The organism is Microthrixaceae bacterium (assembly GCA_016702505.1).
Lineage (GTDB): Bacteria > Actinomycetota > Acidimicrobiia > Acidimicrobiales > Iamiaceae > Aquihabitans.
On the sequence record JADJDU010000030.1, the window covers coordinates 151,374 to 176,384 of the forward strand.

Below are 25,011 nucleotides of genomic sequence, written 5' to 3' on the forward strand. Positions count from 1 at the left end.
GTTCGCAGTCGGGCGAGGACCCATTAGAGGCTTCCGATGCTGCCGGGCGGCCAGATCTTCAGGAATGCCCTCCCGACGATCAGATCCTCGTCCACGGGGCCGAAGCACCGACCATCGCCGGAGTTCACCCGGTTGTCGCCGAGGACGAAGACATGTCCCTCGGGTACGAGGTATCCCTCGGCGGTGAACAGCGCCTGCATCTCGCCGGTGCTGCACCCTTGATCCACCGTCTGAAGCCCGTGGGTGTAGGGCTCATCGAGGGCAACTCCATCGATGCGGACCGAGCCGTCGATTATCGAGACCCGTTCACCTTCGAGGCCGATCACCCTCTTGATCAGGTCGTTGATGTTGCTGGACGCCGTGTACTCCGATGGTGGGCGATGGAACACCACGATGTCGCCGCGCCGAGGGTCATGAAGGCGATATGAGAGCTTGTTGACGACCACTCGGTCGTTCTTCACCAAGGTGGTGGCCATGGAAGGCGATGGGATCCAGAAGGTCTGGAACAAGAAGGAACGAATGAGAACGGCAACCAGAACAGCACCACCGACCACCACCACCCACTCGATGATGTTGCGCAGAGCCGAACGCTTGGCTTTGGTCTTGGACCCATACCGAACAGAGTCGTCGGTTGGATCAGATCCCGGACTCGAGCTCTCCCCCATCTGGGTCCGAGCCGGTTCGGCATTGGGTGATGACACGGGGACCGACGCTAGCGCGCTCCCCTCCGACGCAGAACGCGCCGTCGCCGTCGCCAACTACTGGTAGCGAGCCAAGACCCTAAGGGCGGCCTGCGCGGCCAGGTCCGGCCCGCCCAGTCGCTCGTCGATCGAGACGATGCGAGCGTCGGGGCCTACACGTAGGAGGAGTCGCTCGAGCCAGCTCGAACCCGTCACCGCCAGCGTGACCTCGAGACGTTCTCCGTTCCATTGATGCGCACGTATCGGATAGGCCTCCACAACCCACGAGGCGCTCGATGGCAGGTCGAGCACGACCTCGGGCAGCCCGACATCGAGATCTAGCGTGGCCGGGATCCGACGGGGAGGAGGCTCTGCCCCCGTCTCGGTCACGACTAGGTCGGTGATGCGGTCAAGGCGGAAGTTGCGTGATTCCCCCTTGTTCACGTCTACTCCAACCAGATACCACTCGTCGTTCTCGTGGAACACCCGCCAGGGCTCCACCTCACGGGCTGATCTCTCGTCGCGGCCGTAGTTCCAGTAGGTAAAGGTGATCCGGCGTCGATCCGCGATGGCCTGGTCGATCGCCCGGGCCATTGGTCCGCCGTCATGGTCTACCGCGACCTCGAACGTCTCCCCGAGGGCGATGCCCAGTTGATCGGCCAGCTTGGCCAATGCACGGGCCAGCGGGGCGGTCGAATCGCCGTCGAGGTCCACCAAGGCTCCGGCGGCGGTCAACAGTGCAATCTGTTCGGCCCTCGTCATCCTCAACGGCTTGCGGAAGGCCAGGAGGCACACCTCCACCCTCGACTCTTCGATGATCACGAGGAAGGGCATGTCATCGAAGTTCGAAGAACCGTCGCCGATCATCGAGGCCATCTGGAGCTCGCCGAGGAGATCGGCCCGACTCATGGCAAAGCGGGCGCAGGCCTCGTCGATCGCCACACCTTCGGGGTGGGATGCGATCCATTGAAGCATCGCCAATAGTCGCTGGATCCGGGTGGCAACGGTGATCCGGCTCATGCTGGTCCCCCGTCCCTCGGCGCCAGATCGTCATGAGCGCTCGAGACCACCGAGGTCAGCCACTCGTACATCTGCTTCCTCTGTTCGGGGGGTGACAGCACCTCGGCCCGATCCAGGAAGGTCAACAGCCAGGATCGGAAACCATCGGTGTTGTGCACCTCGAGGCGAAGGACGAGACCAGCCTCATCATCGGATACGACCTCGACGTCTGGCACGGAGCCACGGACCGCAATTGCGGCCACGCTGTCGAACCAGACGTCGGCGTAGAACGGGGGATTCTCACCAGGAAGGGCCCACGGGTCGAGGGTGAGTTCCTCGGCGGGCCTGTGAGCCGTTGACGCCGACCCGGGAGAATCCAACTCGAGCGGGGCTTCCATTCGGCCGACGCGGAACCACCGCTGAGCGTCGCGATCGTGGTCATGACCGTTGAGGTACCACCGACCTCGGGCGAACTCGATTCGCACCGGATCGATCTCTCGTCTCTCCCCCCGATAGCCGAACCGCAGGCGACATCGATCCACGACCGCTGAGAATGCCGAAACCAGGTTCGGGTCGTCGGTGACCTCGATGCGTTGGGCGACGCGGGCAGCGGCACCACCGAGCTTGAACACCGCCCGCTGCCCGAGTCCTCCGGTGAAGCCGACCATGGCGGCGGCCAGGTTCAGTGCCTCCAGCTCGTCCTCGTCGAGGTTGGCCGCAGGCTGATCCAAACCTTGTCGATCGAGGCGATACCCCATTGTCGGAGGGTCAGATGCTGGCACCGGCTCCATCAGGAGGGGGAGGTTCATCTCGCGCAATTCGTCCTTGTCCCGCTCGAACTGGCGATGGAACGACGCCGCACTCTCGGGATAGCCCGGTACCCGGGAGTGGATCTCGGCTGCCGACAGAGGACGTGGCGTGTCTTGAAGGAGGTTGATGAGCGAAAGGATTCGCCCGACTCGGCTCGACGACATTGAAGGTGGATCCTAAGAGGCTGGATGACAGCCTTGACCGTATGCCCTTGCCAATACGAGGCTCGACCCGTCTGAAGCTTGGCCTCGCCGGATGTGCCTGACTCGGGGCCTTCTTGCCTCCAGGGGTCTTCGGAGGATGGCGAGGTGTGTCAGGTGAGGTGTGTCAGGTGAGGTGTCGTGTCGCCGGCGCTATCGAATCGACTGGGCGGCCCAACGACCGGCGCTGGCGGCAGCGTCGAAGAAGGCTCGATCCTCATTGATGCCTCTGCCCATCGTCTTCACCACGAGTCCGGCATCGCTCAGATCGGCGTCGATGTGACCAGGATCGATCTCGTGCCACTGGTGCCGATCAAGGTGTGCTGGGTGACCCGTTCCGGGCGGAACCGGAACGTCGACCACCGACCGCACCGCTTCGAGCGCGGTCAGCGTGTGATGGCTGATCCCCTGGTGACGGGGCCGGCCGTCACCCGAGGAGACCCGTACGCAGGCGATGGCCCTCCCGCCCAACCAATCCACGGCATCTAGTGCGGGGGCCACCTCGAGCCCGGTGAAGCCGAGCCTGGAGCCGGTTCCGGCGACGCCGGGCCCCATGGCCACCACGATCACCTCGGCACCGAGTACGTGGCGAGCCGCGGCCAGCGCACTCGGCACGTTCAGGCACTCCAGGTCTCCTCCGAACGCGTGCCCCGCGGTCACGGTACCAACCAGGAGGTTACGGTCGCTCAACTCGGCGACCATTTCGCTGAGCGCCAACGGCAAGGCCCCACCATCGGTCATGACGTAGGCAATCCGAACCTCGGGCCGGGCCGCTGTCATGGCAGCAACTAGGACCGGTAGATGGCTGTGCAGGCCGGCGACCACCACTGGCGTACCGTCCAGATCGGTCGCCATGTCGGGCTGGTCCTCCTCGACCGCGCCGGCATCGATCTGGATGCTGGTGTAGCGGAGCTTCATCAGATGCCCAGGTCCGGGATCTGACCACGGGCCACGGGTCAGGTTCCAGTGCACGACGTGCCATCCCCCCGTCCCCAGGCCCAGGCCTACCGCGGTCGTGTTGACCACGACGCGGTCTCCAATGGCCACCGGCCCAGTGGTCTGGGTGACGGAGTAGGCCCGATCACCAGTATCCAACCGAACTCGGGTGATCCCCGATCGTTTCCCGATCACCTCAACCACGGTGGCCTCGCTGAACGCTGGCATCACGCGACCTCGTGGCTGGGGGTGAGACCGATCACAGCGAGGCGATCAGCTTCTCGACCCGGTCGTCGTGAGACTTGAATGGGTCCTTGCACAGGACGGTCCGCTGGGCCTGGTCGTTCAGCTTCAGGTGGACCCAGTCCACCGTGTAGTCCCGCTTGCGCTCTTTGGCCTTGCGGATGAACTCACCTCGGAGCCGAGCCCGGGTGGTCTGAGGCGGCTGGTCGGTGGCCAGCTCTATCTCGGCATCGTCACAAACCCGGTCGACCAGGCCCCGGGCCTGCATCCGGTAGAACAGGCCGCGATCTCGGCTGATGTCGTGGTATTGGAGATCCACGAGGGCGACCTGGGGATCCGAGAGGCTGAGGCCGTGGCGTTCCCGGTAGGACTCGATCAGGTTGTGCTTGATGACCCAGTCGCAGCCGGTGTCCAACGCCAGCGGATCGCGCTCGATGGTGGTGACGGCATGCTCCCAGGCTTCGAGGGCCATCTTCTCTTCGGGGTTCAGGCCACGAGTCTCGGCGTAGCGCAGCGCCCGCTGGAGGTACTCGCTCTGGATGTCCAGTGCCGATACCTCTCGACCGTTGGCCAGTCTCACCTTGCGGGTGCAGGTGATGTCGTGGCTGATCTCGCGGATGGCCCGGATCGGGTTCTCCAGGGTCATGTCCCGAAGGACGACGTTGGGTTCCTCCAACATGCGCAGCAGCAGGCTGGTGGCCCCGACCTTGAGGAAGGTGGCGTGTTCGCTCATGTTCGAGTCGCCCACGATCACGTGCAGCCGTCGGTAGCGCTCAGCATCGGCGTGGGGTTCGTCTCGGGTGTTGATGATCGGCCTCGACCTGGTCGTTGCACTGGACACCCCCTCCCAGATGTGCTCGGCCCGCTGACTGATCGAGAACATCGCTCCCCGTGCGGTCTGAAGCACCTTGCCCGCTCCGGCATAGATCTGGCGGCTGACCAGGAACGGGATGAGCACCTCGGCGTAGTGGCCGAAGTCGTCGCGCCGACTGGTGAGGTAGTTCTCGTGACAGCCATAGGAGTTACCGGCCGAGTCGGTGTTGTTCTTGAACAGGTACACCGTGCCCCGGATGCCTTCCTCGTGAAGACGTTGTTCAGCGCTGACCACGAGCTGTTCGAGGATGCGCTCACCCGCCTTGTCGTGGATGACGACGTCACGCACCGAATCGCACTCCGGGGTTGCGTACTCGGGGTGGCTCCCGACGTCGAGGTACAGGCGGGCACCATTCACCAAGAACACGTTGCTGCTGCGTCCCCAAGAGACCACTCGCCTGAACAGGTAGCGGGCCACCTCGTCGGGGCTCAGTCGACGTTGACCTCGCGACGTACACGTGACGCCGTACTCGTTCTCGAGGCCCACGATTCGACGCTCCACGCCTTCACCGTACCGGCGCGAGGCAACATCGAGATGACATCGTGGGCTGTCCTGAGGATCGGGTGGATTCGCCACCCAGCTCGGTCAGCCGAACGAGCACGCTGAGTTGATCGATTCCTTCAGTTCGGGGTCTGGAAATCTCTCGTCCAACGTCCCGAACGCCTCGGTCATGGTCTCGATCTGACGTTGGAAGGCCCCGACCAGTTCGGTCACCTCGGACTGAAACGAGGCGGGGTCCGCGATGTCGGCCTTCCGGGCCTGGTCTCCTGCGGTGTCGAAGGCCCCTCGCACGTCTTCGAACATGGCGGCCATCTCGCGCACCAGGCGCTCACCTCCGTCGACGTCGGGGACCGGGCTGTCCTCGAGCTGTTCGACCAGGACGGTCGTGCGATCGGCCACGTCGTGGAACAGTTCGGCGATAGCGGTTCGAGCCGCGGCAAGATCGCCGGGAACGATGGTGGCGTTCAGCCCTTCACTGGCGGTGGCCACCGCATCCAGCCATGTCTGGAAGGCCCGGCAGAAGCCACCGGCCCATACTGCGGCCGACACGGAGGCTGGAGCTCGCGACACCGAATCCTGGGGCGAGGAGCCGTCACGGACCGATCCATCGGATCCGCGTACCGACGTCGTGGTCGTGGGAGCGTCAACCGACTGCCCGCCGTCACCAGTGGTACAGGCCCCGCACACCAGCACGGCCGCCATGACCAGGCCCGCGAGCCGGGTCGGGAGCCTTTCCGTCCACCAGCCGGGTTGGAATCGGATCGGCCCGAGACGCCTCGAATGGGAGGAGCCCACCCGGTCCGAACTGGGGGCACAAACTGGCGGCCTTCCCTCAGATCGATTCATGATCACCCAAGGTGGCGGTCAGGTAGGCGACAACAGGGCCGAGACCTCGTCGTCATCGAGGCGTCGAAAGCAGCGCCTGACACCGTTGCGATCCAGGAGGGCAACCTCGAGGTCGCCCGAAGCCAGCTCCCGGTCAGGCCCGGCCAGCGCAGTGATGGCCGCCGATAGGGCTCCAGCCAGGTTCGGAATGGGCTGATCCCCCAAGGCGCTGGTCAACCTCTCGGCGACCGCCTCGGCGTCTCCTCCCAGGGTCGCATTGATGTCCTCGTCTATGACCGTGCCGTCGTAGAGGAGGTGGAAGAGTTGGTCTCGCCCGGGCTCGGGGGCCACTTCGGCCACCAGGATCTCCACTTCGAGGGGCTTCATCTCGTGGGTGAAGACCTGTCCCAGGATCTGCGCGTACTGGTTGGCCAGACTCCTGGCGTCGACGTCCTCGCGGCTGAACGAGTAGCCCTTCAGATCGGCGGCACGAACACCGGCGATTCGAAGCTGATCGAACTCGTTGTACTTTCCAACCCCGGCGAACGCGATCCGGTCGTAGATCTCAGACACCTTGCGCAACGTGCTCGACGGGTTCTCGGCGACGATGAGGATCCCCTCGGTGCAGACGACTGCAACCAGGCTGCGACCTCGGGCGATGCCCTTGCGTGCATAGTCGGCCCGGTCCTTCATGACCTGCTCGGGAGCGACGTAGAACGGCATGCTCATCGGTCCGAACCTCCGGCGTCCAAGAGGCGCTGATACGCCTCGGCAAGCTCTGCATCAGGCACCCGGGTGAACCCTTCTGAGTCGATGGTGGCGACCACCGGCCAGATGTTGCGCCTCAGGTCGGGTCCCCCGGTGGCGGAGTCCTCGTCGGCCGCGGTCACGAGGGCCTGGAGGGCCAGGTCCATGCAGTCCTGGCGGGTAAGCCCGTCACGGAAGCCGAGCTTCACGACGGTTGCAGCGTGCAGACCACCAGAACCAGACGTGGCGTAGTCGTTCTCCTCGTATCGCCCACCGGTTATGTCGTATTGGAACAGTCGTCCGACGTTGCGTCGGGTGTCGAAGCCAGCGAACAGTGGAACCACGGCCAAGCCTTGCATCGCCGCCGGGAGGTGGTTGCGGACCATCCCAGAGAGCTGGTTGGCCTTGCCCTCCAGCGAAAGGGGCCAGCCTTCAACCTTCTCGTAGTGCTCAAGTTGCAACTGGAACAGCTTCACCATGTCCATGGCCGGGCCAGCCGCTCCGGCGATGGCAACCCCAGACCACCGGTCTGCTGGGAACACCTTCTCTATCGAGCGGTGGCTGATCAAGTGTCCCGACGTGGCCCTCCGGTCGCCGGCCATGACCACACCGTCGGCGTAGCGGATGGCAACAACGGTTGTGCCATGGGTCACCGGACCAGCCGAGGTTACCGGCGCGGCTGGGGCTTGGGGCATGAGGCCCTGGCGCCGCAGCAGGGCTGCGAAGTCGGGTCCGGGATCGTCGCCCGGCGAGAACGTCGGAATCTGCACGTTCGGGAGGGTAGCCGTCTACGACCGATTGCTACTCGCCGCCCTTTTGCACGTAGGAACGCACGAAATCCTCGGCGTTGGATTCGAGGACCTCGTCGATCTCGTCCAGAAGATCGTCTATGTCGGCCTTCAGCTTCTCACCCGTCTCGGTGGGTGCTGGCGCGTCCGATACCTGGTCGGCGTCCCGGGCTGGGGCCGGCTTTCGCTTCTGCTCTCGTTCAGCCACCTCGGACCTCCTTCATCCGGCACCCTTCATCCGGCACCGCTCAACCTAGTCAGCAGGTCGGCCGGATCCACGCTCTGTTCGATCAGGTCGCCGACATGGGCACGGGTACCCCTAAGCGGCTCCATCATGGGAACCCGTCGCAGGACGTCGCCACCGGTGTCGAATATCAACGAATCCCAGTTGGCGGCCACCACGGCATCGCCCCAACGCTGAAGGCACCGCCCTCGGAAGTACGCACGGGTGTCGTCGGGTGGGTCGGTGACCGACCGTTCCACGTCGGCGACGTCGACGATCTGGCGCAGTCCAGCCCGGGCTGCCAGCGACCGTTCGGGGCGAAGGTCGTGGTATTGGAGAGCCAGTGCCGCTAGTCGCGGGTCGGACCACTGCAATCGGTGACGGTCCTGGTAACCAGTGAGGATCCGGTGCTTGGCCACCCAGTCCAGCCTGTCAGCCAAGGTGGCCGGATCCCGTTCCAACGCGGTGAGTACCTCCTCCCACTGGTCGAGAACCAGGTCACCTACAGCCCCACCGACCGCATCCAGACCCGACCGGTCCGCCCATCGCCGGGCCGCGGCGAGCAGGTCCCACTGGATCTCCAGTGCAGTGACCTTCGACCCGTCCGCCAGCTCGTTCGGCAAGCGAAGGCTCAGGTCGTAGGACACGCGACGCATGGCCTGTACCGGAGATCGGAAGACGGCCAGGTCGTCGAGGGCATCGTCCTCGACCATGGCCAGCACGAACGCCGTCGTGCCCAGCTTGAGAAGCGTCGCGGTCTCCGAGCAGTTGGCGTCCCCGGTGATCACATGGAGACGCCGGTATTTCTGGGCGTCGGCGTGAGGTTCGTCTCGGGTGTTGACGATCGGGCGTTTGAGGGTGGTCTCCAGTCCGACCTCGGCCTCGAAGAAGTCCGCCCTCTGGGTGATCTGGTACGGGACATCGGTCATCCCCATGCCGGGAGCCTCGGTACCGACCTTGCCGCTGCCGGTGAAGATCTGCCGGGTGACGAAGTGGGCGGTGGCGGCGGCCACGATCCGGGCGAAGGGAACCGACCGAGCCATCAGGTAGTTCTCGTGGCAGCCGTAGGAGTTGCCCTTGCCGTCGGAGTTGTTCTTGTAGACCACCAGTTCGGAGTCCGCGGGTAGGAAGCGGCTGGCTGCGGCCATCGACCGCTGGAGTATCACGTCGGCGGCCCGGTCGTACCGCACAACTGCTAGCGGGTCGGCACACTCCGGCGACGACATCTCGGGATGGGCATGATCGACGTAGTAGCGGGCCCCGTTGGTCAACACCGCGTTCACGAGGTGGGTCTCGACCTCAGGCGGTTGGGCCGGGCCGGATGCTCCCCTGGCGTCGTTGCCTGGAGTCTCGTCCTCGAAATCCCACTCGACCTTCGCCGCTCCGGCTTGGCGGTCGAGGTCCGAGAGATAGGCATTGATGAGCAGCGAAGATGCCGTGACCGGGTTTGATTCACCGGGTCCGCGGTGGACGATTCCGTACTCGGTCTCAATGCCCAGGACCTTCGGGAGTGCCATCGCGGCACGATACCGGCCGTCGACCGTCGGTCTGGTCAACCTGGTAGCGACGACGATCGGACCGATCCGCTCATGTCCTTTGGACACGACCATTGTCGGGTGTGCAACGCTTCAGGTTCCGAACCTCTACCCTTAGGAACGCCGTGATCCTCCTCGCCATCCTGCTCTGGGGCATGCTCTCGGGCTGGCTCGCCAACATGATCCTCGGCGGCAGTTCCCGTCCCGATGATTGGGGACCGCTGCTGGTGGCCGGGCTGTCAGGTTCCTTCGTCGGGGGAATGGCCTTGAACCTTCTGACAGGCGAAGGGTTCGCCTTGGCGCCGAGCGGCCTCATCGGAACCGTGCTCGGCGCCGTCATCGTGTTGGCGGGCTGGAACTTCGTTTCCACCCGCCGCTCATGAAGGTCGAGTCATCGAAGCCGACCGGACTCGACCGCCAGGTTCCCTAGGAGGCGAGCCAGCAGGCGAGCCGACCAATAGACACCGCATGGCTAGAGGTATTGGCCGGTTGCCACCCGCTCGATCGAGCGACCACCGGCAGGCTCGGCGTCTTCGCTCTTCTTGATGAGGGTACGGATGTAGACGATCCGCTCGCCTTTCTTGCCCGAGATCTTGGCCCAGTCGTCGGGGTTGGTGGTGTTCGGCAGGTCCTCGTGCTCCTTGTACTCCTGGTGGATCGACGCCACCAGGTCTTCGGAGCGAATTCCCACCGAACCCCCAGCGATCTGGCGTTTGATGGCCAACTTCTTGGCTCGCCGCACGATGTTCTCGATCATGGCTCCGGACGCGAAGTCCTTGAAGTACATGATCTCCTTGTCTCCGTTTTGATAGGTGACCTCGAGGAACTGGTTCTCCTCGTCGTCCCGGTACATCTCTTCGACAGTGGACTCGATGATGGCCTGGACGCACTTGTCGGGATCTCCCCCGCCCAAGTCTGTGACCTGGTCGGGATCGAGCGGAAGCGTTGAGGTCAGGTAGCGGGAGAAGATCTGGGTTGCCGCCGTCTCGTCTGGTCGCTCGATCTTGATCTTCACGTCCAGGCGTCCGGGCCGGAGGATGGCCGGATCGATAAGGTCCTCCCGGTTGGAGGCCCCAATGACGATCACGTTCTTCAGCGTCTCGACCCCGTCGATCTCGGCCAGGAGTTGGGGGACGATGGTGGACTCCATGTCGGAGCTGATTCCTGAGCCCCGGGTACGGAACATCGAATCCATCTCGTCGAAGAAGACAATGACCGGCCACCCCTCCTCCGACTTCTCCCGAGCTCGCTGGAACACCAAGCGGATCTGACGTTCGGTCTCCCCTACGTACTTGTTGAGCAGTTCGGGACCCTTGATGTTGAGGAAGTAGCTCCGGGCGTGCTCGTCGCCGGACACCTCGGCCACTTTCTTGGCCAACGAGTTGGCGACCGCCTTGGCGATGAGGGTCTTGCCGCACCCCGGAGGGCCGTAGAGGAGAATCCCTTTGGGCGCCGGAAGCTGGTAGGTACCGAACAGCTCGGCGTGCACGAAGGGAAGTTCGACGGCATCGGCGATCTGTTCGATCTGGCTGTCAAGTCCCCCCACGTCCTCATAGGAGACGTCGGGCACCTCCTCCAGGACCAGTTCCTCGACCTCGGGTCGGGCCAGTTTTTCGAGTATCAAGCCCGAGCGGCTGTCCATCAAGACGGTGTCGCCCGCTCGCACCATGGCGGCCAGATCCTCGCCGGTGAACTCGCACACCCGCTCCTCATCGGCACGGCCCACCACCAACGCCCGGCCCGAGCCCATGTTGTCTTTTACGGTCACTACCTCGCCGGTGAGGTCATGGCCACGAGAGAGAATCACGCTGAAGGACTCGTTCAGAGCAACCTCATCGCCACGGGTGAGCGAGTCGGCCACGTCGGGCATGGCTGCCACTCGCATCTTGCGTCCGCCGGAGAACACGTCGACGGTGCCATCGTCGTTGGTGCCGAGAACGGTGCCGTAGGCCGCCGGCGGTTGGGTGAGCTTGTCCACCTCCTCACGTAGGGCTGCGATGTGGTCGCGAGCCTCACGCAACGTGTAGGTGAGCTTCTCGTTCTGGCTGACAGCTTGTTGAAGTTGCCCCTTGGTCTCCAGCAACCGCTCCTCGAGGGTGCGAACCCGCTTGGGAGCCTCCTGGAGGCGCCTCCGAAGGGTCGTCACCTCTTCCTCGAGGGATGCCGCTTGCTCTCGGAGGTCGTTCAGTTCGGCGTCGCCGCTCGGGTTCCGGATCGTTTCGTCATCGCTCACGACAAACCCTCCCTGCATCTGTTCCGTTGTGGGTCACCCCACTGGGACGCTACTCCCGGTTCGGATCGATTCGGCGCACCCCTAGGCCTGACTTTTGCTCCTGAAGGTGACCACCACACCACCCTCACTCTCCGCATCACTTCGAATCGGAGCGTGTGACCCAAGACCGGTATGTCACGGTCGAGCGACGTCGGCCAGGTTCGGTTTCGCCTCACGGTTCCGCTACGCTCCGCGGCACGGCATCCGCCCTGTCGTCCAAAGAGGACGACGCCACCCACGAGAGAGGCAACCGCAACCATGAAGGTCTGGATCGACCAGGATCTCTGCACCGGCGACGGGCTCTGCGAGGAGATCGCTCCCGACGTCTTCACACTTCTCGACGATGGCCTCGCCTATGTGAAGGAAGGCTCCAAGGTCTACTCCGATCCGGGTGGACCCGAGGGCTTGGCCAACGTGCCAGCCGGCCAGGAAGAAGCTGTGATCGAGTCCGCCGAGGAATGCCCCGGCGAATGCATCTTCATCGAAGTCTGATCAATCGTCCCCGATTCTGGGGAACGATCTAAGGGAATGGCGAGGTGGCGGGGTCTTCGGACCCCGCCACCGTCGCGTCATCCCGAGGGAAGCAGCCGGGCGTGGGTCAAGAAACCGGTGTGGGCCACCATGCGGTGGTCGGGTCGAACCGAGGTGCCGTCAATGTTCCACCCCCGATTGAGGACTTCGATTGTCTCGGCCAGTTCGAAGGAGCTGTCCACCAGCCTCTCGCGGAACTGAACGGCCTGGATGATGGTCGGCGTGTACGCCAAGATGATCCCGCCCGGGTGCAGCGCCTTCTCGGCGTGGCCGACCACTTGCCAAGGTTCGGGAAGATCCAGGACCACCCGATCGAGGTTCTCCTCGTCGATCCCCTCGTAGCAGTCCCGATTCTCGACTCGATATCGATCCGTGAGCTCTGAGCCACCGAAGGTCGTCACGTTCTTGAGGGCTCGGGAGGCGAAGTCCTCCCGCAGTTCGTAGCCCGTGACCACAGCCCCGGCTCGGAGCATGGTCATGGACAGCGCTCCGGACCCGACCCCGGACTCCAGCACCCGTGCCCCGGGGAAGATGTCGGCCAGCATCAGGATCGGGCCGAGATCCTTTGGGTAGATCACCTGTGCGCCTCGAGGCATCTTCAACACGAAATCGCTGAGTGTCGGCCGGAAGGTGGTGAAGGTGGCCCCGCGGGATGAACGCACCACCGCCCCCTCGGGCTGGCCGATGATCTCGCTGTGGGGAATGAAGCCAGAATGGGTGTGGAACTCGGCACCGTCCTCCAACGCCACGAGATATCGGCGCTTCTTACGATCCATGAGGAGGATCTCCTCCCCGACTCTGAACGAACGATCGGAAGCGTTATCGCTCACAGCGGACGGCCTTTCCTGGTGAGGGTGACGGGCTGAGCTCCGGCTGAGCGTTCGATCAGACGACAGAACGCGCAGACCTCCGAGGTGCTCGGTGAGCCGCACCGATCGCAACGGCCGAGTGCGCCATCATGATCGCCCTCGCCGAGAGGAGAGCCCTGCTCCAACGGCGCTGGCGCAGCGTCAGCGAAGCGGCCCGAGGCGCGAGCCAAGAACCCGAAGTAGAAGTCGTGTTTGGAGCCAGGTGACCGGGCCTCGATGTCGTTGAGGGCTTCCTTGTACCCGAGGTGCTTGTTGCCTTCGGCCATCGGGCATTCCTCGACGATGTAGTCGATGCCACGCAGAACGCAGTACGCCGCCATCTCCCGCTCACCGAGCCGGATGAGCGGCTTCACCTTCTTGGGGAAACCAGCCCGAGCTTCCAGGACCGGCATCTGTCGGGCCAGGTACTCGGTCTGCCACCGCAGTGTGTTGCCGAACAACACCGCCGCCTCGTCGTCCAGGTTGTGGCCGGTGGCCACGGCGTCGAACCCACCGTCCACGGCTGCCCGGTCGAAGAGATGACGTTTGGACAACCCGCACGCCGAACAGGGGACTCGACGGGTCGCCTTGGCTGCGGTCGGCACATCGGTGCCGTACTCCTCGCGGAGATCGATCTGGTGCAAGGTCAGACCACGGTCATGGGCGAAAGATCGCACCATCTCCCCTGACCGGTCGCTGTAGCCACCGATCCCGAGCCCGATGTAGAGGCCATGGGCTTCGTAGCCGAGTTCGCGAAGCAGATCCCAGAGGGCGAGGCTGTCTTTCCCGCCCGAGACGGCCACCAGAACCCGGTCTCCCGGGTTGAGCATGTCGAAATCCTCGATGGCCTTGGCCGTCTGATCTCGGCACAAGCGCAGGAAGTGATCGACACAGAAGTTGGCGTTGTGCCTTCGGATGTCGATCACTGCCGGTTCCCGACAGACTCGACACTTCATTCGGCGCCACCGGAGATGACCGGTCGGATCTCCACCTCGTCATCATCGGCCAACATGGCATCTCCGGGAACGAGGGTCCCGCCCCGGATCACGAGGACAGATTCTCGGTTGAGGTCGAGGTGCCGTAGGAGGGCAACGATGCTCGTCGGACCGGCGATCTCGACGATGCGGTTCGGATTTCGCAGGTGCACCTTCACCGCTCCATCCTGCCTCCCACCACGGGCCACACCCAAAGGCCGTGGTCGAACCGGTGCGCCCCGAGGTCCGACCCGATCAGCGGCGAGCTGCACCCTTCACGTCAGCGTGGGTGAGGACCGCCCGCTTGGAGGCCCGACGGCGGCGACGCGACTTCGGGGTGGCTTCGAGCTTTCGTCTCGCCTTCCTCCCCTTACGGGAGAGCTGGGCAGCATCCACCGGAACCGACTCTATGGTGGCAACCCCATTGGCCACCGTTATCCGATCACCGGGCCGGATCACCTCGCGGAGAAGGATCTCGGGCTGGCGACGGGCCAGTGTCCGTACCTTGCGAACGGTCCACAAACCTGTCCCAAGGTAGAACCACCCGCGGCTTCCTCCCATCAACCCCCGGTTGATGCCCAGGCGTTCCAGGTTTCGGAGCATTCCACCGGACCGGACCGGCACAGGTCGGAGCCGGGCCATCAGTAACGCCGAACCTCGATGACGGTGGTCTTGCGACGGCCGCGGCTACGCCCGAGGAGGAACACCCCGATCACAACGGCCGCTGCCACTACCGCACCCACGGCGACAGCCGTACCCTTGGCAGCGTCGGCGCGGTCGTCGACATCGGCGGTCAATTGGCGGAACTTGGCTTCGAGATCTTCTCGGGTGATCTTGTCCTGCTCGGGCATAGCCCCAGCTCCAGTGTGAGTCGCGGTCATCGGATCTCCCCGGCGTCCTTGAACGGTCGTTTGATCAGAGCAGCCGAGATGCCGGCGCCCACCACAGCGAACACGAATGCAGCCAGATGGGGCACGTAGTCCCAACTCCCGGTCAGGTGGGCATCGGTCTCGGTCTGGAGTCCGCGCAGGATCGCCAGAGAACCGAACAGCAGCCCGAGCGTGAGCATTATCGCCCCCGGTATGCCCCACATGAGGAAGCGACCAATTGACTTGAGCGGGTCGATCGTCTCCTGTTTGGCATAGTCCTTGATCAGGGTCCACAGATCGTTGAGGATCTCGCCGGTGCCCTTCTGTTGAGACTGGTTCGCACCGAGTGGTGCCACGATTCCTCCGGGTTTGGATCTGGTCTGCGACGGTGGGTTGCTAACGGCCGCGAGCGATGGGTCGCCACTTACTATCGGGCGGCCCGACGTGGTGCAAGGACCGGCGTCGTCAACGCGGACGCGACGCAGGCACCACGCTGGACAACAGCACCAACTCGAACCCTTCGGCCCGAGCGGTACAGGCGCTAACGGCGGACTCTGGTTGAGCCTCGAAGGCGGCCAAGGATGCGGTCACGATCGGCTCCCAGGCCAACGCCGCGGTCGCAGCCGAGGTCATGCCTGCCGAGATCAAATAGGCGTTCACCGGAGCCACCACCGGCAATACCTCCTCGTCGACACAGGTCTCCTCGTACTGCCCCAACAGCACGCCGAGAAAGTCCTGGCCCCGACGTGGGTCCTCGGCCTGTTCTCCATTTGCGATGTAGGCGAAGGTCGCGGTCCGGCCATCAGGCAGCGTCACGAACCCCGCCAGGGCAGTGACTGCGTTAAGCGTCCCAGTCTTGGCCCTGAGCCGACCTTGGGCCGCGGTGCCCAGGAATCGGTCGCGCAGCGTGCCGCTCCTCCCGGCGACGGGCAGGCGCGAGCCGATCGCTCCATCTGGCCCTCCGGTACCGGAAAGGGAATTGACGAGATCATCACACGTCGATCGGTTGCCGCGATCTAGGCCCGAGCCGTCGGCCATAGACGTTCCCGGCGATGCCTGGGTCAGCTCCCCCAACCGGGTCATGATCGCCCGGGTACCGGACTCGGTGCTCCCACCGGTGCCCGCTCGGGTTCCGATCTCCTTGGTGAGGATCTCCGCGGTGGTGTTGTCGCTCTCCTCGAGCATCTGACGAACCACCTCGCCCAGCGGCGCCGAGTCGATTCCGGCCAGTTCACCGACTCCCACACCCGCCGTCCCCCGCGCCACACCACCGGCCACCGACACGCCACGGGTCACCAACAACGAGTTCAGCTGTTCGGCGGCGTGCACCGCTGGGTCATCGACGCGTCGGCGAATCGTCTCCCCGGAGCCTCCCGGCACAGGGAGTTCGAGGCGGAACCCATCATCGACCATCAGCGCCCCTAGGGGACCTACCTGGCCCTGCGACACGTATCTCTCCGGCCAACTGGGAACGGTCCGGAGTGCATCGAACCGAGAGTCATCGGCCAACAGCTTCCCCGTGACCGAGCGGACTCCGGCGGAAACAAGGGCGTCGGCAAGTCCGTCGAGGAACGTGAGAGGCTGATCAGCGGTACGGCGGGTGAAGGCGTAGGCAGCGGTGCTCAAAAGCGGATCTCCCCCACCCACAAGGGTCAGGTCTCCATGCACTACCCCGTCAACAGGCGTGGGCCCGACCAGACTGGTGTGGAACCGGTGTTCGTGCCCCAAGCGATCGAGCGCCACCTGCCCGACGAAGATCTTCTGGGTCGACGCGGGTATGAGCGGCAGCTCGGCTTGATGTCGAAAGACGGTGGCCCTAGAGATATCGACCCGAAGGCAGGTCTGCGGCGGTGACAGGGCGACCACCCCGTCGAGCCCGGTGATCAACGCCTGATCCACCGAGGTCGGTGGGGTGGCCTGTCGTGGAGCCGGCAGTGTTACCCAAGCTCCACCATTGCTGAGGCTGAGGCTGAGGCTCTGCTCTGAACCCGCAGCCGGTGTCGAGTTCGATGGCACGACCGCGACCATCAACAGGGAGACGGCGAGCGCGACGAGTCGGGCCGAGGTAGTCACAGACCTGAGCATCGAAAGGACGAGCTGAACGATGGTGTCATCGGACGGGAAGACCCCGGGCTTGGCGCCAGCGGCTGTAGGTCCAGGCGTGAGCCAGAGCGGTAACGGCCCGGTTGGCCGACGGATAGCAGAGCCGACCGGTAGCCCTGACCGCGACCGGTCCGGCGTTGGTGGGATCGGTTACCGCCAACTCGGTGGCCACCAGCACCGGTTTGGCGGTGGCATCTGACACGTCGGCGGCAGCAGTGGCATAACGGGCGTCCTGGCGTTCATGGAACTCGACGATCCGCTCCAAACCGTGTTCGGGGTAGAAGGGGCCCTGGCGCATGAGCCGCGCCTGGTTGGACTGGATGCCCAGACCGAGCATGATCACGGCATCGACCGCGTCGTGGCGCGCCACCAGATCCAGAACCTCGGGGATGGTGTCACGGGTCTCACCGCCCGCCATGTCCACGGGGTTGTTTCGACTCCATCGGGGTGGAAGCTTGGCATCGATCTCGGCCAGCAGATCCTCGGGCAAGGCCAAGAGCTCCAGGTCCGTACCCGATAGCGCATCGGCTGCCACCACCCCCCATCCTCCAACGGTCGTGAGAATCACCACGCGAGGCCCGCGTGGCAAGGGTTGGGTGGCAAAGGTGGCAGCAGCCTCGAACGCCTCCTCGACGGTGGCGGCCCGGGTAATGCCGGCCTGGCGAGCGGCACCGGCGAAGACCCGGTCATCGGTGGCCAGCGAGCCGGTGTGGCTCGCTGCTGCACGCTGGCCGACGGCGGTGGTCCCTCCCTTGACCAAGACGAGCGGCTTGTGTTCGGTCACCGATCTCATGGCATCGAGGAAGGCTCGACCGTCACCAACTCCTTCTACGTAGGCGAGACCAACTCGGGTGACGGGGTCGCTTCCGTAGAAGGCGAGGTAGTCGGCCACAGTTGTGGCTGCGGCGTTGCCGGCGCTGACCGCGCGGCTGATCCCCACACCGGTCTGTACCGCGTAGTTCTGGAACGACGAGACAAAGTTGCCGGATTGGCTCGCCACGCCGATGTGACCAGCCGGCGGGTACGGGGCCACGATCTGGGCGCACAACCGCGATGGGGTGGACACCACCCCCTGGCCGTTCGGACCGGCCAGCAGAAGACCCAACGATCGGGCTTGGGTGACGAGGTCCTCTTGGGCCCGACGTCCGTCCTCATCGGCTTCGCCATAACCCGCTGACGTGACGAAGACCGCCTTCACGCCCTTGGATGCAGCGGCCTCGATGATCGCTGGGTTCGCGCCGGCCGGGGTGCAACAGACAAGAAGCTCGGCGGAGCCGTCGTCCATGTCGGCGATGTCCGCCACCGTCTCGATACCCAGCACGGTCGCACGGTCTCGATTTGTCGCTTGGACCTTTCCCGTGAACCCGGCAGCCAGCAGGTTGTGCAGGGTGACGAAGCCGAACTTGCCGGGGTGAGTCGAAGCTCCGGCCACCACCACCCCGCTTGGGTCGAACAGGGCTCGGAACCCGTCGTCGCTCGGCCCGGTCACCGGCGCCTCAACTGGACCTGAGACAACGGGGGTATCGGTGACCTCCACCAGTGCATCCACGGCGATCGGTGTTCCGTCCACCACGATGAGGGGGTTCAGGTCCACCGAGACGATTCTGGGATCGGCCGCTGCCGCCGCCGATAGCGCCAGGATCACCTCGATGAGCGCTTGCCGGTCCACGGCCGGCTCACCTCGAAACGCCTCCAACAGGGAGCGGGTCGACAGATCATCGATCATTTCACTGGCATCGGTCGCCGTAACTGGGACTGGCCTGATCGCCACATCGGCAATGGCCTCGGCCAGAACTCCGCCCACACCGATCATCACGGTCATCCCGAACTGGGGGTCATGGGCCAGGCCTGCGATCAGCTCTCGGTTGCCCTGGAGCATCGGGGCCACCAGGAGCGACACCGGACCGTCCTCGGGCCGTGCTTGGCTCAGAAGTTCGGCTCCGGCTGCCCGGACCGAATCGGCATCAGGCAGGCGTAGACGCACCAGGCCTCGCTCGGTCTTGTGGGCGATGGCGTCGCCGTTGAGCTTGACAACCGCCGGAAAGCCGATCTCGTCGGCTGCGGCTGCCGCATCGTCGGGCGAGGTGACGATTCTCTCGGCCGCGAATCGAACGCCGAAGGAAGCCAGCAACGATTTCGAGTCTGCTTCGCTGAGGGTCCTCGATTCGGGCGACGTCGGCTGGGTTGCTGGGGAGGTCGACATGGGCGACGAGGGTAGGCCAGAGCACACCGCTGAGGTCAGACACCAGCATCGTCCGCGCTGTCAGTGGTCGAAGCCGAGGCCCGAGCGGCGGCCTCTTTGCACACGAGCTTGCACCGGACGAGCACGGCAAACATGGAAGGGACTGCGGACGCTCTCTATGCCCCTCTGGTCTGCCCGAGGCGGGCACTCAGATCGGCGAGACCTCTCTCGACCACTACCTCGAGCGGTACGGGCCTGCTGATGAGGTACCCCTGGGCGGCACCGATGCCGAGGGATCCCACCACCTCCAACTCGGCCAAGCTCTCGACTCCCTCGGCCACCAAATGGAGACCGAGCCGAGTCGCCATGGTCACCATTGCCTCGGTGATGATCCGGGTGTCGGGGTCGGTGAGAAGTGCCTGGGTGTAGCTGTTGTCCAGCTTCAGGCCATCGATCGGATATCGACGCAGATGACCCAACGAGGAGTAGCCACTGCCAAAGTCGTCGAGCGCCAATGCCACGCCGGCGTCGCGCAGTTGGCGCAGGGCACGGTCCACCTCTTCGCGGGGATCGATGAACACCGATTCGGTCAGTTCCAAGATGACGTCGGAGGGGGTGACGCCGCTGGCCTCGATGATCGCGAGGGTCCTATCGGCATAGGTTCGGTCGAGCAGTTGTCGGCCCGAAACGTTGACGGACATGCGCACGTCGCCGTCGTCTTCGTGGATGCGGGTCAAGGCCGACAGCGCGTACTCGAGAACCCGGTCTCCAAGGCGCAGGATCAGGCCGGATTCTTCGGCGGTTGGGATGAACTCGGCTGGACTGGTCAATCCCCACCGAGAGAGCGCCTCGAAGCTCACGACCCTGCCCGACTCGATATCCACGATGGGTTGGAGCCAGACCTCCATGTCGCCATCGGCTATCGCTTTGCGCAACGAGGTCTCGACGGTGAAGCGGCGATGCGTACGTTGCCGTAGGTCACTGTCGAACAGCGCCGCCCCGCCCCGACCGCGCCGTTTCGCTTCATACATGGCCGCGTCGGCATCGCGCAGCAGCCCCTCGGGATCGAGTCGGCCCGGCTCACCGAAGGCAATGCCGACGCTGGCCGTCAGGTGGGTGCCTATGTCGGCTACCCGGGTCATCTCGATCGTCTTCAGAAGGTGCTCGGCGCGAGACGTGACCCGTTCACGATTGCAGCCGGTGGTGACGACCACGAACTCGTCACCACCGAAGCGGGCAAGGAGGTCCTCGCCCGAGGAGGACCGAAGTGCCTCGGCTACGGCGACCAGGAGACGGTCGCCGGCGCCGTGCCCCAACCCGTCGTTGACGATCTTCAGATTGTCGATGTCCACGAACAGGGCAGCGACCAGATCCCGGGGATTCCTTCAACGCTTCGAGGTGCTCCAACAAGGCGAGCCGATTCGGAAGTCCCGTCAACGGATCCCGACGGGCCTGTTCGGCCAGAAGGCGGGCGTGATGGCGATCGGCGGTCACGTCGCGCATGATGATCCCGAAGTACACCTCTCCTGGAGAATCGCTGGCCACCGGGGTGACGGTCGTGGCCAGCACGTGCTTCTCGCCGTCGGCCAGGCGAAGCTCCAGGTCCCCCGTCCACCTCCGCATTGCCCTCAAGCTCGGTTCGATCTCCTCGTTCCCGAGCGCAGCGAGCGCCCCACCCGAGAAGGTGGCGAGGGGTACGCCGAGCTCGATGCGCGGAACGAGGGTGGCCGCCGCCTCGTTGGTGTAGATCAACCCCCCGCCCAATCGGCCGACCATGACCAAGTCGTCGAGGTCATCGAGCACCTGGAGCAGACGCTCATGGGCGTGACCGGTGGTGCGAGCGGCCTCGTCGGTGGCTTCCAGATGTTCGTCGTGCCGTAGCTGGTCGACCACGGCCTCGGCCACCGCTGATGACATCTGGCCACCGTCGGCTACCCCGGCAGTGAACGACACCTCCGATGCTGGCTGTTCACCCTGATCGCCAGCAGTCATGGATCGACGCGGACGAGCAGTGGGTAGAGGCGACCTACGCGGTGGTTGAAGGTGTGGAAGGACACGGGCACCCGAACGACATCTGAGGCTGGAGTCGGCGCGCAAGTTAGCCGGATCCACCCACCGTCGAACGGAAAAGACGCGACCGTCAGCTCAGGGAGCCGTCGGGCTGAGTGCTACGTGGAAGAGGTTGCGGAGGTGCTGCAATCTCGCCTCGAGCGCGTCGGCGGCGAGGGGATCGCTGTCGAGCAGTCCCTCCAGGAACGGAATGTCGCTGAAATAGCTGAACATCACGCTGTAGCCGGTGAGGAGGAGCTGTTCAGTGTCAACCCGCCGGAATCGTCCGGCATTCATCTCTCGATCGAACCAACCCATGGCCCGAAGGAGGAAGGGGCGTAGCGCCTGACCCAGGTCTATGCCCAGATGAGCCCCACCATCGAGCGCCTCCCGCCGAACCATCCGGACGAAATCGGGGTTCTCTTGGAAGAATCGGAAGCCGGTGGTGATGACGAGATCGACCTGTTTCCAGCCTTCCATCTGTTCGGCGATCGCCCCTTCGACCCGGGCACCCCACTCCTCCAATGTGATGCGGAAGACCTCGGCATAGATCGCTTCCTTGGACGGGAAGTGGTGCAGGAGGCTAGGACGCCGTAGGCCGACGGCGGCGGCGATGTCGTTCAGAGAGGTGCCGTCATAGCCATGGTCGGCAAAACATCGACGGGCCTCGAAGATGATCGCGTCACGGGTTGAAAGCGCTGGTTCGTTGCCAGACATTCGGGTCACCATAGGCCGGGTACGGTCATGGCAATGGAGATCGTCGCCGCCCTGTTCATAGAGAACATCGAACTTCGCCCTGCACCTGGTCCCTCCACCCGGATCGATCTGACCGGCGTTCACTTCTCGCTTGCTGCGCCCGGACCCGTTCCGGTCACGGTCGAGCCACATCTTGTGGTGCTGGTTAGGTGCGCCCTCGACGAGGTGGGGACAGGAGCTCTCGAGACCGTCTATCGCCGGCAAGGCGAGCAGGTCGCACGAAACGTGCAGCCCCTTCAGGTCGAGCCGGGCAAGTTCGCCTACCGATTGGTTCGAGCCGAGCTGAGCTTCGACGACTATGACACGGTCGAGGCCGAGGTGAGGGTGGATCTCGGGCCGACGGTCACCGTTCCCTTCACCTTGCTCCCCCCACCCGACAGCCAGGTCTGATGCCGTTCGGGGCGGCCGTCTCCCAGCACCCACTCGCCACCCACGCGGTGGGAGAGGTGGTCGGGGGGGTCCTGGAACAGGTGGGACCCTCCCCCGACATGGCCGTGCTGTTCGCGACTGGTGGCTACGTCGGGGCCATGGAGGACCTCGCCAGCACCGTTCGATCCACCCTTGCCCCCAGCATCTTCATCGGTTGCACCGCCGTATCGGTGCTGGCTGGGGCCGACGAGGTGGAGGACCGCGCCGCGGTGGCCTTGTTCGCCGCGGACTGGCAGGGTCGGCTTCGGCTCGGTCCACGGGGGGCCCGGGCCGTACGGTTCGATGCCCAACGAGACGGTGACGGTTGGCGCCTGAGCGGAACCGACGACGTAGCCGTCGATGACGCAACGCTCGTCCTGATCGCCGACCCCTTCACGTTCCCGGTGGATGGCTTCCTGGCCCGCCTGCACCACCAAGCCCCCGGCTTGTCAGTGGTGGGAGGAATGGCTTCCGCTGCTCGAGGCCCGGGTGGAAATCGCTTGGTGGCCGACCATGTGATCTCGGACCACGGCGCTGTCGGCGTCTTTCTCCCGCCAGGCGTTCCTGTCCGCCCGGTTCAATCCCAAGGCTGTCGTCCCATCGGTGAGCCCCTGGTCGTGACCGCCGGTCGTGGCAATCTGGTCGAACGGATCGCGGGACGTCCTGCCCTAGACCTGATCAACGACCTGATCGAGTCTGCCGACCATCGCGACAAGTCATTGATGGGCCTTGGACTCCACCTGGGCTTGGTGGCCAATGAGAGGCTGGAAACGTTCGAGGCTGGCGACTTCCTGATCAGGAAGGTCCTGGGCATGGAGCGGGCATCGCGCTCGGTAGCAGTCGACTGTGAGGTCCCACTGGGAACCACCGTGCAGTTCCACGTTCGAGACCCCCAAACCGCCGATGAGCACCTTCGCTCGTCACTGTCGGGACATCAAGGTTCGGCGGCCTTGGTGTTCACCGGGCAGGACCGTGGTGAGGGGCTCTTCGGAGCACCACACCACGACGCCGAGGTGATCAGCGAACACGTCAACCGAGGCGCCACCGCTGGGATGTTCTGCTCCGGCGAGATTGGGCCCGTCGAGGCGCAGTCGTTCCTTCACTCCATGTCGACGTCGGTGTTGGTGTTCGATTGACGGTCGGTCCTTCGGCTCGCCTCCTTAGCCCGCCGGGTCGAGGCTGATCGACTTCTTTTGGAGATAGGCGTCGACGCCCTCGGGTCCGAGCTCGCGCCCGAGCCCTGAGTCCTTGTAACCCCCGAAGGGTGCACCGAAGGCCATGCCGAAGTGGTTGACGGTCACGGTTCCGGTGTCGATGCGACGGGCCACATCGGCGGCGTGGGCGCCGTCGACACCCCAGACCGAACCGGACAGGCCATACGGCGAGTCATTGGCAATGGCAACAGCCTCGTCGACACCGTCGTAGGCGATCACCGACAGGACCGGACCGAAGATCTCCTCGCGGGCGATGACCATGTCGTTGGTGACATCGGCAAACACGGTCGGGTCCACGAAGTAGCCGGTCTCGAACGCAGGGCGTCCACCACCAGTTGTGACCCTGGCTCCCTCGTTTTTCCCCTGGTCGATCAGGCCCAATACCCGATCTCGCTGTCGATCTGCGACCAACGGGCCGATCTGTGTGGCCGGGTCCATCGGGTCGCCGACGACCTGGGCGGCCACGGCCTCGGTGAGCGCGTCGACGACCTCGTCATAGCGTGAGCGCGATGCCAGGATCCGCGTCTGGGCCACACATGCTTGCCCGTTGTTGAGGATTCCGCCGTCGATGATGCCTTGAACTGTCTGGGTGAGGTCGGCGTCATCGAGGACGATGGCTGCAGATTTGCCGCCGAGCTCCAACGTGCACGGGCGAAGCCTCTCCCCGCACAAGGTGGCGATACGGCGGCCGGCCGCGGTGGAGCCGGTGAAGCCGACCTTGTCGATGCCGGGGTGGGTGACCAGGTGCTCCCCCACCTCGCGACCGGCAGCCACGATGTTGAGCACTCCCGGGGGCAGACCGGCCTCGGCGAACACCTCGTGAAGGTCATACGCGCTCAACGGGGTCTCGGGTGCAGGCTTCAGCACCACCGTGCAGCCCGCCAAGAACGCGGGGGCCAGCTTCAAGATGGCCACAAAGAGCGGGACGTTCCACGGGACGACGGCCGCGGCCACTCCGAGGGGTTCCTTGCGCACCACGACCTCGCCGAACATGCCGGGCCTGGTTTCCTCCAGCTCGAAGGACCGCCCCAGCTCGGTGTAGTAGTCGAGCACCATGCTGGGTGCCAACACCTGTCCGAACATGCACCACGAGTAGGGGCTGCCCATCTCGGTGGTGATGAGCCGGGTCAGGTCGTCCATCCGGGCCTGGATGCCCTGTGAGGCCCGACCCAGGATCTCCGCCCTTTCTGCCACGGGGATCTGGGACCAGTCCGAGTCGAAGGCGGTACGGGCCGCGGCGACCGCCCGGTCGACGTCGGAGGTCGTCCCGTCGGGCACGCGACCGGCCACCTCCTCGGTAAACGGGTTGATCACATCGATCGTGTCCGAACCCGATGGTTCTACGAGTTCGCCACCGATGTAGAGACGGTCCTGGATGATCAATGCAGTGCACCCCTCGTGCGGATCTGGTTGTGGCGTCACCATAACCGAACCTTCTGACGCC

26 protein-coding genes are annotated in these 25,011 nt (G+C 64.7%); 4 read left to right on the plus strand and 22 right to left on the minus strand.

Annotated elements, in window-relative coordinates; translation table 11 throughout:
* Nucleotides 1-23 precede the first annotated feature (23 nt).
* From lepB to IPG97_17945, 10 genes are all read right to left on the minus strand, one after another.
* On the minus strand, nucleotides 24-701 hold the full coding sequence (gene lepB / locus IPG97_17900; GenBank protein ID MBK6858364.1) for a signal peptidase I: 678 nt from the start codon (nucleotides 699-701) through the stop codon (nucleotides 24-26).
* A 57-nt stretch (nucleotides 702-758) separates the two neighbouring features.
* Nucleotides 759-1,700 carry a WYL domain-containing protein gene (locus IPG97_17905; GenBank protein ID MBK6858365.1) on the minus strand — a complete coding sequence of 314 codons (942 nt, stop codon included), beginning with the start codon at nucleotides 1,698-1,700 and terminating at the stop codon, nucleotides 759-761.
* Nucleotides 1,697-2,653 (minus strand): WYL domain-containing protein, encoded by a 957-nt coding sequence (locus tag IPG97_17910; protein MBK6858366.1) that lies wholly within the window; start codon nucleotides 2,651-2,653, stop codon nucleotides 1,697-1,699. The genes IPG97_17905 and IPG97_17910 overlap by 4 nt, the downstream gene beginning before the upstream one ends.
* Nucleotides 2,654-2,842: 189 nt before the next feature.
* Nucleotides 2,843-3,853: a DUF3866 family protein gene (locus tag IPG97_17915; GenBank protein MBK6858367.1), complete on the minus strand. Its 1,011-nt coding sequence runs from the start codon at nucleotides 3,851-3,853 to the stop codon at nucleotides 2,843-2,845.
* Nucleotides 3,854-3,884: 31 nt separating this feature from the next.
* On the minus strand, nucleotides 3,885-5,243 hold the full coding sequence (gene pafA / locus IPG97_17920; protein MBK6858368.1) for a Pup--protein ligase: 1,359 nt from the start codon (nucleotides 5,241-5,243) through the stop codon (nucleotides 3,885-3,887).
* An 84-nt stretch (nucleotides 5,244-5,327) separates the two neighbouring features.
* The gene (locus tag IPG97_17925) at nucleotides 5,328-5,813 is read right to left on the minus strand and encodes a hypothetical protein (GenBank protein ID MBK6858369.1); all 486 of its coding nucleotides are present in this window, start codon (nucleotides 5,811-5,813) and stop codon (nucleotides 5,328-5,330) included.
* Between the two features lie 294 nt (nucleotides 5,814-6,107).
* On the minus strand, nucleotides 6,108-6,797 hold the full coding sequence (prcA, locus tag IPG97_17930) for a proteasome subunit alpha (protein ID MBK6858370.1): 690 nt from the start codon (nucleotides 6,795-6,797) through the stop codon (nucleotides 6,108-6,110).
* Nucleotides 6,794-7,585 carry a proteasome subunit beta gene (gene prcB / locus IPG97_17935; GenBank protein MBK6858371.1) on the minus strand — a complete coding sequence of 264 codons (792 nt, stop codon included), beginning with the start codon at nucleotides 7,583-7,585 and terminating at the stop codon, nucleotides 6,794-6,796. The genes prcA and prcB overlap by 4 nt, the downstream gene beginning before the upstream one ends.
* A 31-nt stretch (nucleotides 7,586-7,616) precedes the next feature.
* A complete protein-coding gene (locus tag IPG97_17940; GenBank protein ID MBK6858372.1) occupies nucleotides 7,617-7,811 on the minus strand; it encodes a ubiquitin-like protein Pup in 195 nt (64 codons plus the stop codon).
* Nucleotides 7,812-7,837: 26 nt separating this feature from the next.
* The gene (locus IPG97_17945) at nucleotides 7,838-9,343 is read right to left on the minus strand and encodes a proteasome accessory factor PafA2 (protein ID MBK6858373.1); all 1,506 of its coding nucleotides are present in this window, start codon (nucleotides 9,341-9,343) and stop codon (nucleotides 7,838-7,840) included.
* 143 nt (nucleotides 9,344-9,486) lie between these two features.
* On the opposite strand from IPG97_17945, the gene IPG97_17950 reads away from it, so the two are divergent.
* On the plus strand, nucleotides 9,487-9,744 hold the full coding sequence (locus IPG97_17950; GenBank protein MBK6858374.1) for a hypothetical protein: 258 nt from the start codon (nucleotides 9,487-9,489) through the stop codon (nucleotides 9,742-9,744).
* Nucleotides 9,745-9,833: 89 nt separating this feature from the next.
* On the opposite strand, the gene arc is transcribed toward IPG97_17950, so the two are convergent.
* Nucleotides 9,834-11,612, minus strand: a complete 1,779-nt coding sequence (arc, locus tag IPG97_17955; GenBank protein ID MBK6858375.1) for a proteasome ATPase — start codon at nucleotides 11,610-11,612, stop codon at nucleotides 9,834-9,836.
* Between the two features lie 279 nt (nucleotides 11,613-11,891).
* Between arc and IPG97_17960 the strand changes: the two genes are divergently transcribed.
* The gene (locus IPG97_17960; GenBank protein MBK6858376.1) at nucleotides 11,892-12,125 is read left to right on the plus strand and encodes a ferredoxin; all 234 of its coding nucleotides are present in this window, start codon (nucleotides 11,892-11,894) and stop codon (nucleotides 12,123-12,125) included.
* 77 nt (nucleotides 12,126-12,202) lie between these two features.
* On the opposite strand, the gene IPG97_17965 is transcribed toward IPG97_17960, so the two are convergent.
* From IPG97_17965 to IPG97_18010, 10 genes are all read right to left on the minus strand, one after another.
* The gene (locus tag IPG97_17965; GenBank protein ID MBK6858377.1) at nucleotides 12,203-12,940 is read right to left on the minus strand and encodes a tRNA (adenine-N1)-methyltransferase; all 738 of its coding nucleotides are present in this window, start codon (nucleotides 12,938-12,940) and stop codon (nucleotides 12,203-12,205) included.
* 50 nt (nucleotides 12,941-12,990) lie between these two features.
* Complete coding sequence (locus tag IPG97_17970) at nucleotides 12,991-13,968, minus strand: adenine nucleotide alpha hydrolase family protein (GenBank protein ID MBK6858378.1); 978 nt, start codon at nucleotides 13,966-13,968, stop codon at nucleotides 12,991-12,993.
* On the minus strand, nucleotides 13,965-14,165 hold the full coding sequence (locus IPG97_17975; GenBank protein MBK6858379.1) for a MoaD/ThiS family protein: 201 nt from the start codon (nucleotides 14,163-14,165) through the stop codon (nucleotides 13,965-13,967). The genes IPG97_17970 and IPG97_17975 overlap by 4 nt, the downstream gene beginning before the upstream one ends.
* Before the next feature lie 76 nt (nucleotides 14,166-14,241).
* Nucleotides 14,242-14,628: a hypothetical protein gene (locus IPG97_17980; protein ID MBK6858380.1), complete on the minus strand. Its 387-nt coding sequence runs from the start codon at nucleotides 14,626-14,628 to the stop codon at nucleotides 14,242-14,244.
* Entirely contained in the window at nucleotides 14,628-14,867 is a 240-nt protein-coding gene (locus IPG97_17985) for a hypothetical protein (GenBank protein MBK6858381.1), read from the minus strand. Before IPG97_17985 ends, IPG97_17980 begins: the two co-directional genes overlap by 1 nt.
* Nucleotides 14,864-15,211: a hypothetical protein gene (locus tag IPG97_17990; GenBank protein ID MBK6858382.1), complete on the minus strand. Its 348-nt coding sequence runs from the start codon at nucleotides 15,209-15,211 to the stop codon at nucleotides 14,864-14,866. Before IPG97_17990 ends, IPG97_17985 begins: the two co-directional genes overlap by 4 nt.
* A gap of 109 nt (nucleotides 15,212-15,320) precedes the next feature.
* Nucleotides 15,321-16,928 (minus strand): D-alanyl-D-alanine carboxypeptidase/D-alanyl-D-alanine-endopeptidase, encoded by a 1,608-nt coding sequence (gene dacB, locus IPG97_17995; GenBank protein MBK6858383.1) that lies wholly within the window; start codon nucleotides 16,926-16,928, stop codon nucleotides 15,321-15,323.
* Nucleotides 16,929-16,965: 37 nt separating this feature from the next.
* Nucleotides 16,966-19,161 (minus strand): acetate--CoA ligase family protein, encoded by a 2,196-nt coding sequence (locus IPG97_18000; GenBank protein MBK6858384.1) that lies wholly within the window; start codon nucleotides 19,159-19,161, stop codon nucleotides 16,966-16,968.
* A 155-nt stretch (nucleotides 19,162-19,316) separates the two neighbouring features.
* Nucleotides 19,317-20,492, minus strand: a complete 1,176-nt coding sequence (locus tag IPG97_18005; protein MBK6858385.1) for a bifunctional diguanylate cyclase/phosphodiesterase — start codon at nucleotides 20,490-20,492, stop codon at nucleotides 19,317-19,319.
* Between the two features lie 793 nt (nucleotides 20,493-21,285).
* Complete coding sequence (locus tag IPG97_18010) at nucleotides 21,286-21,906, minus strand: TetR/AcrR family transcriptional regulator (protein MBK6858386.1); 621 nt, start codon at nucleotides 21,904-21,906, stop codon at nucleotides 21,286-21,288.
* Between the two features lie 33 nt (nucleotides 21,907-21,939).
* Between IPG97_18010 and IPG97_18015 the strand changes: the two genes are divergently transcribed.
* Together IPG97_18015 and IPG97_18020 are read left to right on the plus strand one after the other, a co-directional pair.
* The gene (locus IPG97_18015) at nucleotides 21,940-22,335 is read left to right on the plus strand and encodes a hypothetical protein (GenBank protein ID MBK6858387.1); all 396 of its coding nucleotides are present in this window, start codon (nucleotides 21,940-21,942) and stop codon (nucleotides 22,333-22,335) included.
* Nucleotides 22,335-23,489: an FIST C-terminal domain-containing protein gene (locus tag IPG97_18020; GenBank protein MBK6858388.1), complete on the plus strand. Its 1,155-nt coding sequence runs from the start codon at nucleotides 22,335-22,337 to the stop codon at nucleotides 23,487-23,489. Before IPG97_18015 ends, IPG97_18020 begins: the two co-directional genes overlap by 1 nt.
* 24 nt (nucleotides 23,490-23,513) lie before the next feature.
* On the opposite strand, the gene IPG97_18025 is transcribed toward IPG97_18020, so the two are convergent.
* On the minus strand, nucleotides 23,514-24,992 hold the full coding sequence (locus IPG97_18025) for an aldehyde dehydrogenase (GenBank protein MBK6858389.1): 1,479 nt from the start codon (nucleotides 24,990-24,992) through the stop codon (nucleotides 23,514-23,516).
* Nucleotides 24,993-25,011: the final 19 nt, after the last annotated feature.

Coding starts and splice junctions, on each gene's coding strand:
- IPG97_17905 (MBK6858365.1), bottom strand. CDS start 1,700: ATGAGCCGGATCACCGTTGCCACCCGGATCCAGCGACTATTGGCGATG.
- IPG97_17910 (MBK6858366.1), bottom strand. CDS start 2,653: ATGTCGTCGAGCCGAGTCGGGCGAATCCTTTCGCTCATCAACCTCCTT.
- IPG97_17915 (MBK6858367.1), bottom strand. CDS start 3,853: ATGCCAGCGTTCAGCGAGGCCACCGTGGTTGAGGTGATCGGGAAACGA.
- prcA (MBK6858370.1), bottom strand. CDS start 6,797: ATGAGCATGCCGTTCTACGTCGCTCCCGAGCAGGTCATGAAGGACCGG.
- IPG97_17945 (MBK6858373.1), bottom strand. CDS start 9,343: ATGGCACTCCCGAAGGTCCTGGGCATTGAGACCGAGTACGGAATCGTC.
- arc (MBK6858375.1), bottom strand. CDS start 11,612: ATGCAGGGAGGGTTTGTCGTGAGCGATGACGAAACGATCCGGAACCCG.
- IPG97_17960 (MBK6858376.1), top strand. CDS start 11,892: ATGAAGGTCTGGATCGACCAGGATCTCTGCACCGGCGACGGGCTCTGC.
- IPG97_17965 (MBK6858377.1), bottom strand. CDS start 12,940: ATGGATCGTAAGAAGCGCCGATATCTCGTGGCGTTGGAGGACGGTGCC.
- IPG97_17970 (MBK6858378.1), bottom strand. CDS start 13,968: ATGAAGTGTCGAGTCTGTCGGGAACCGGCAGTGATCGACATCCGAAGG.
- IPG97_17980 (MBK6858380.1), bottom strand. CDS start 14,628: ATGGCCCGGCTCCGACCTGTGCCGGTCCGGTCCGGTGGAATGCTCCGA.
- IPG97_17985 (MBK6858381.1), bottom strand. CDS start 14,867: ATGACCGCGACTCACACTGGAGCTGGGGCTATGCCCGAGCAGGACAAG.
- IPG97_18000 (MBK6858384.1), bottom strand. CDS start 19,161: ATGTCGACCTCCCCAGCAACCCAGCCGACGTCGCCCGAATCGAGGACC.
- IPG97_18010 (MBK6858386.1), bottom strand. CDS start 21,906: ATGTCTGGCAACGAACCAGCGCTTTCAACCCGTGACGCGATCATCTTC.
- IPG97_18015 (MBK6858387.1), top strand. CDS start 21,940: ATGGAGATCGTCGCCGCCCTGTTCATAGAGAACATCGAACTTCGCCCT.
- IPG97_18020 (MBK6858388.1), top strand. CDS start 22,335: ATGCCGTTCGGGGCGGCCGTCTCCCAGCACCCACTCGCCACCCACGCG.
- IPG97_18025 (MBK6858389.1), bottom strand. CDS start 24,992: ATGGTGACGCCACAACCAGATCCGCACGAGGGGTGCACTGCATTGATC.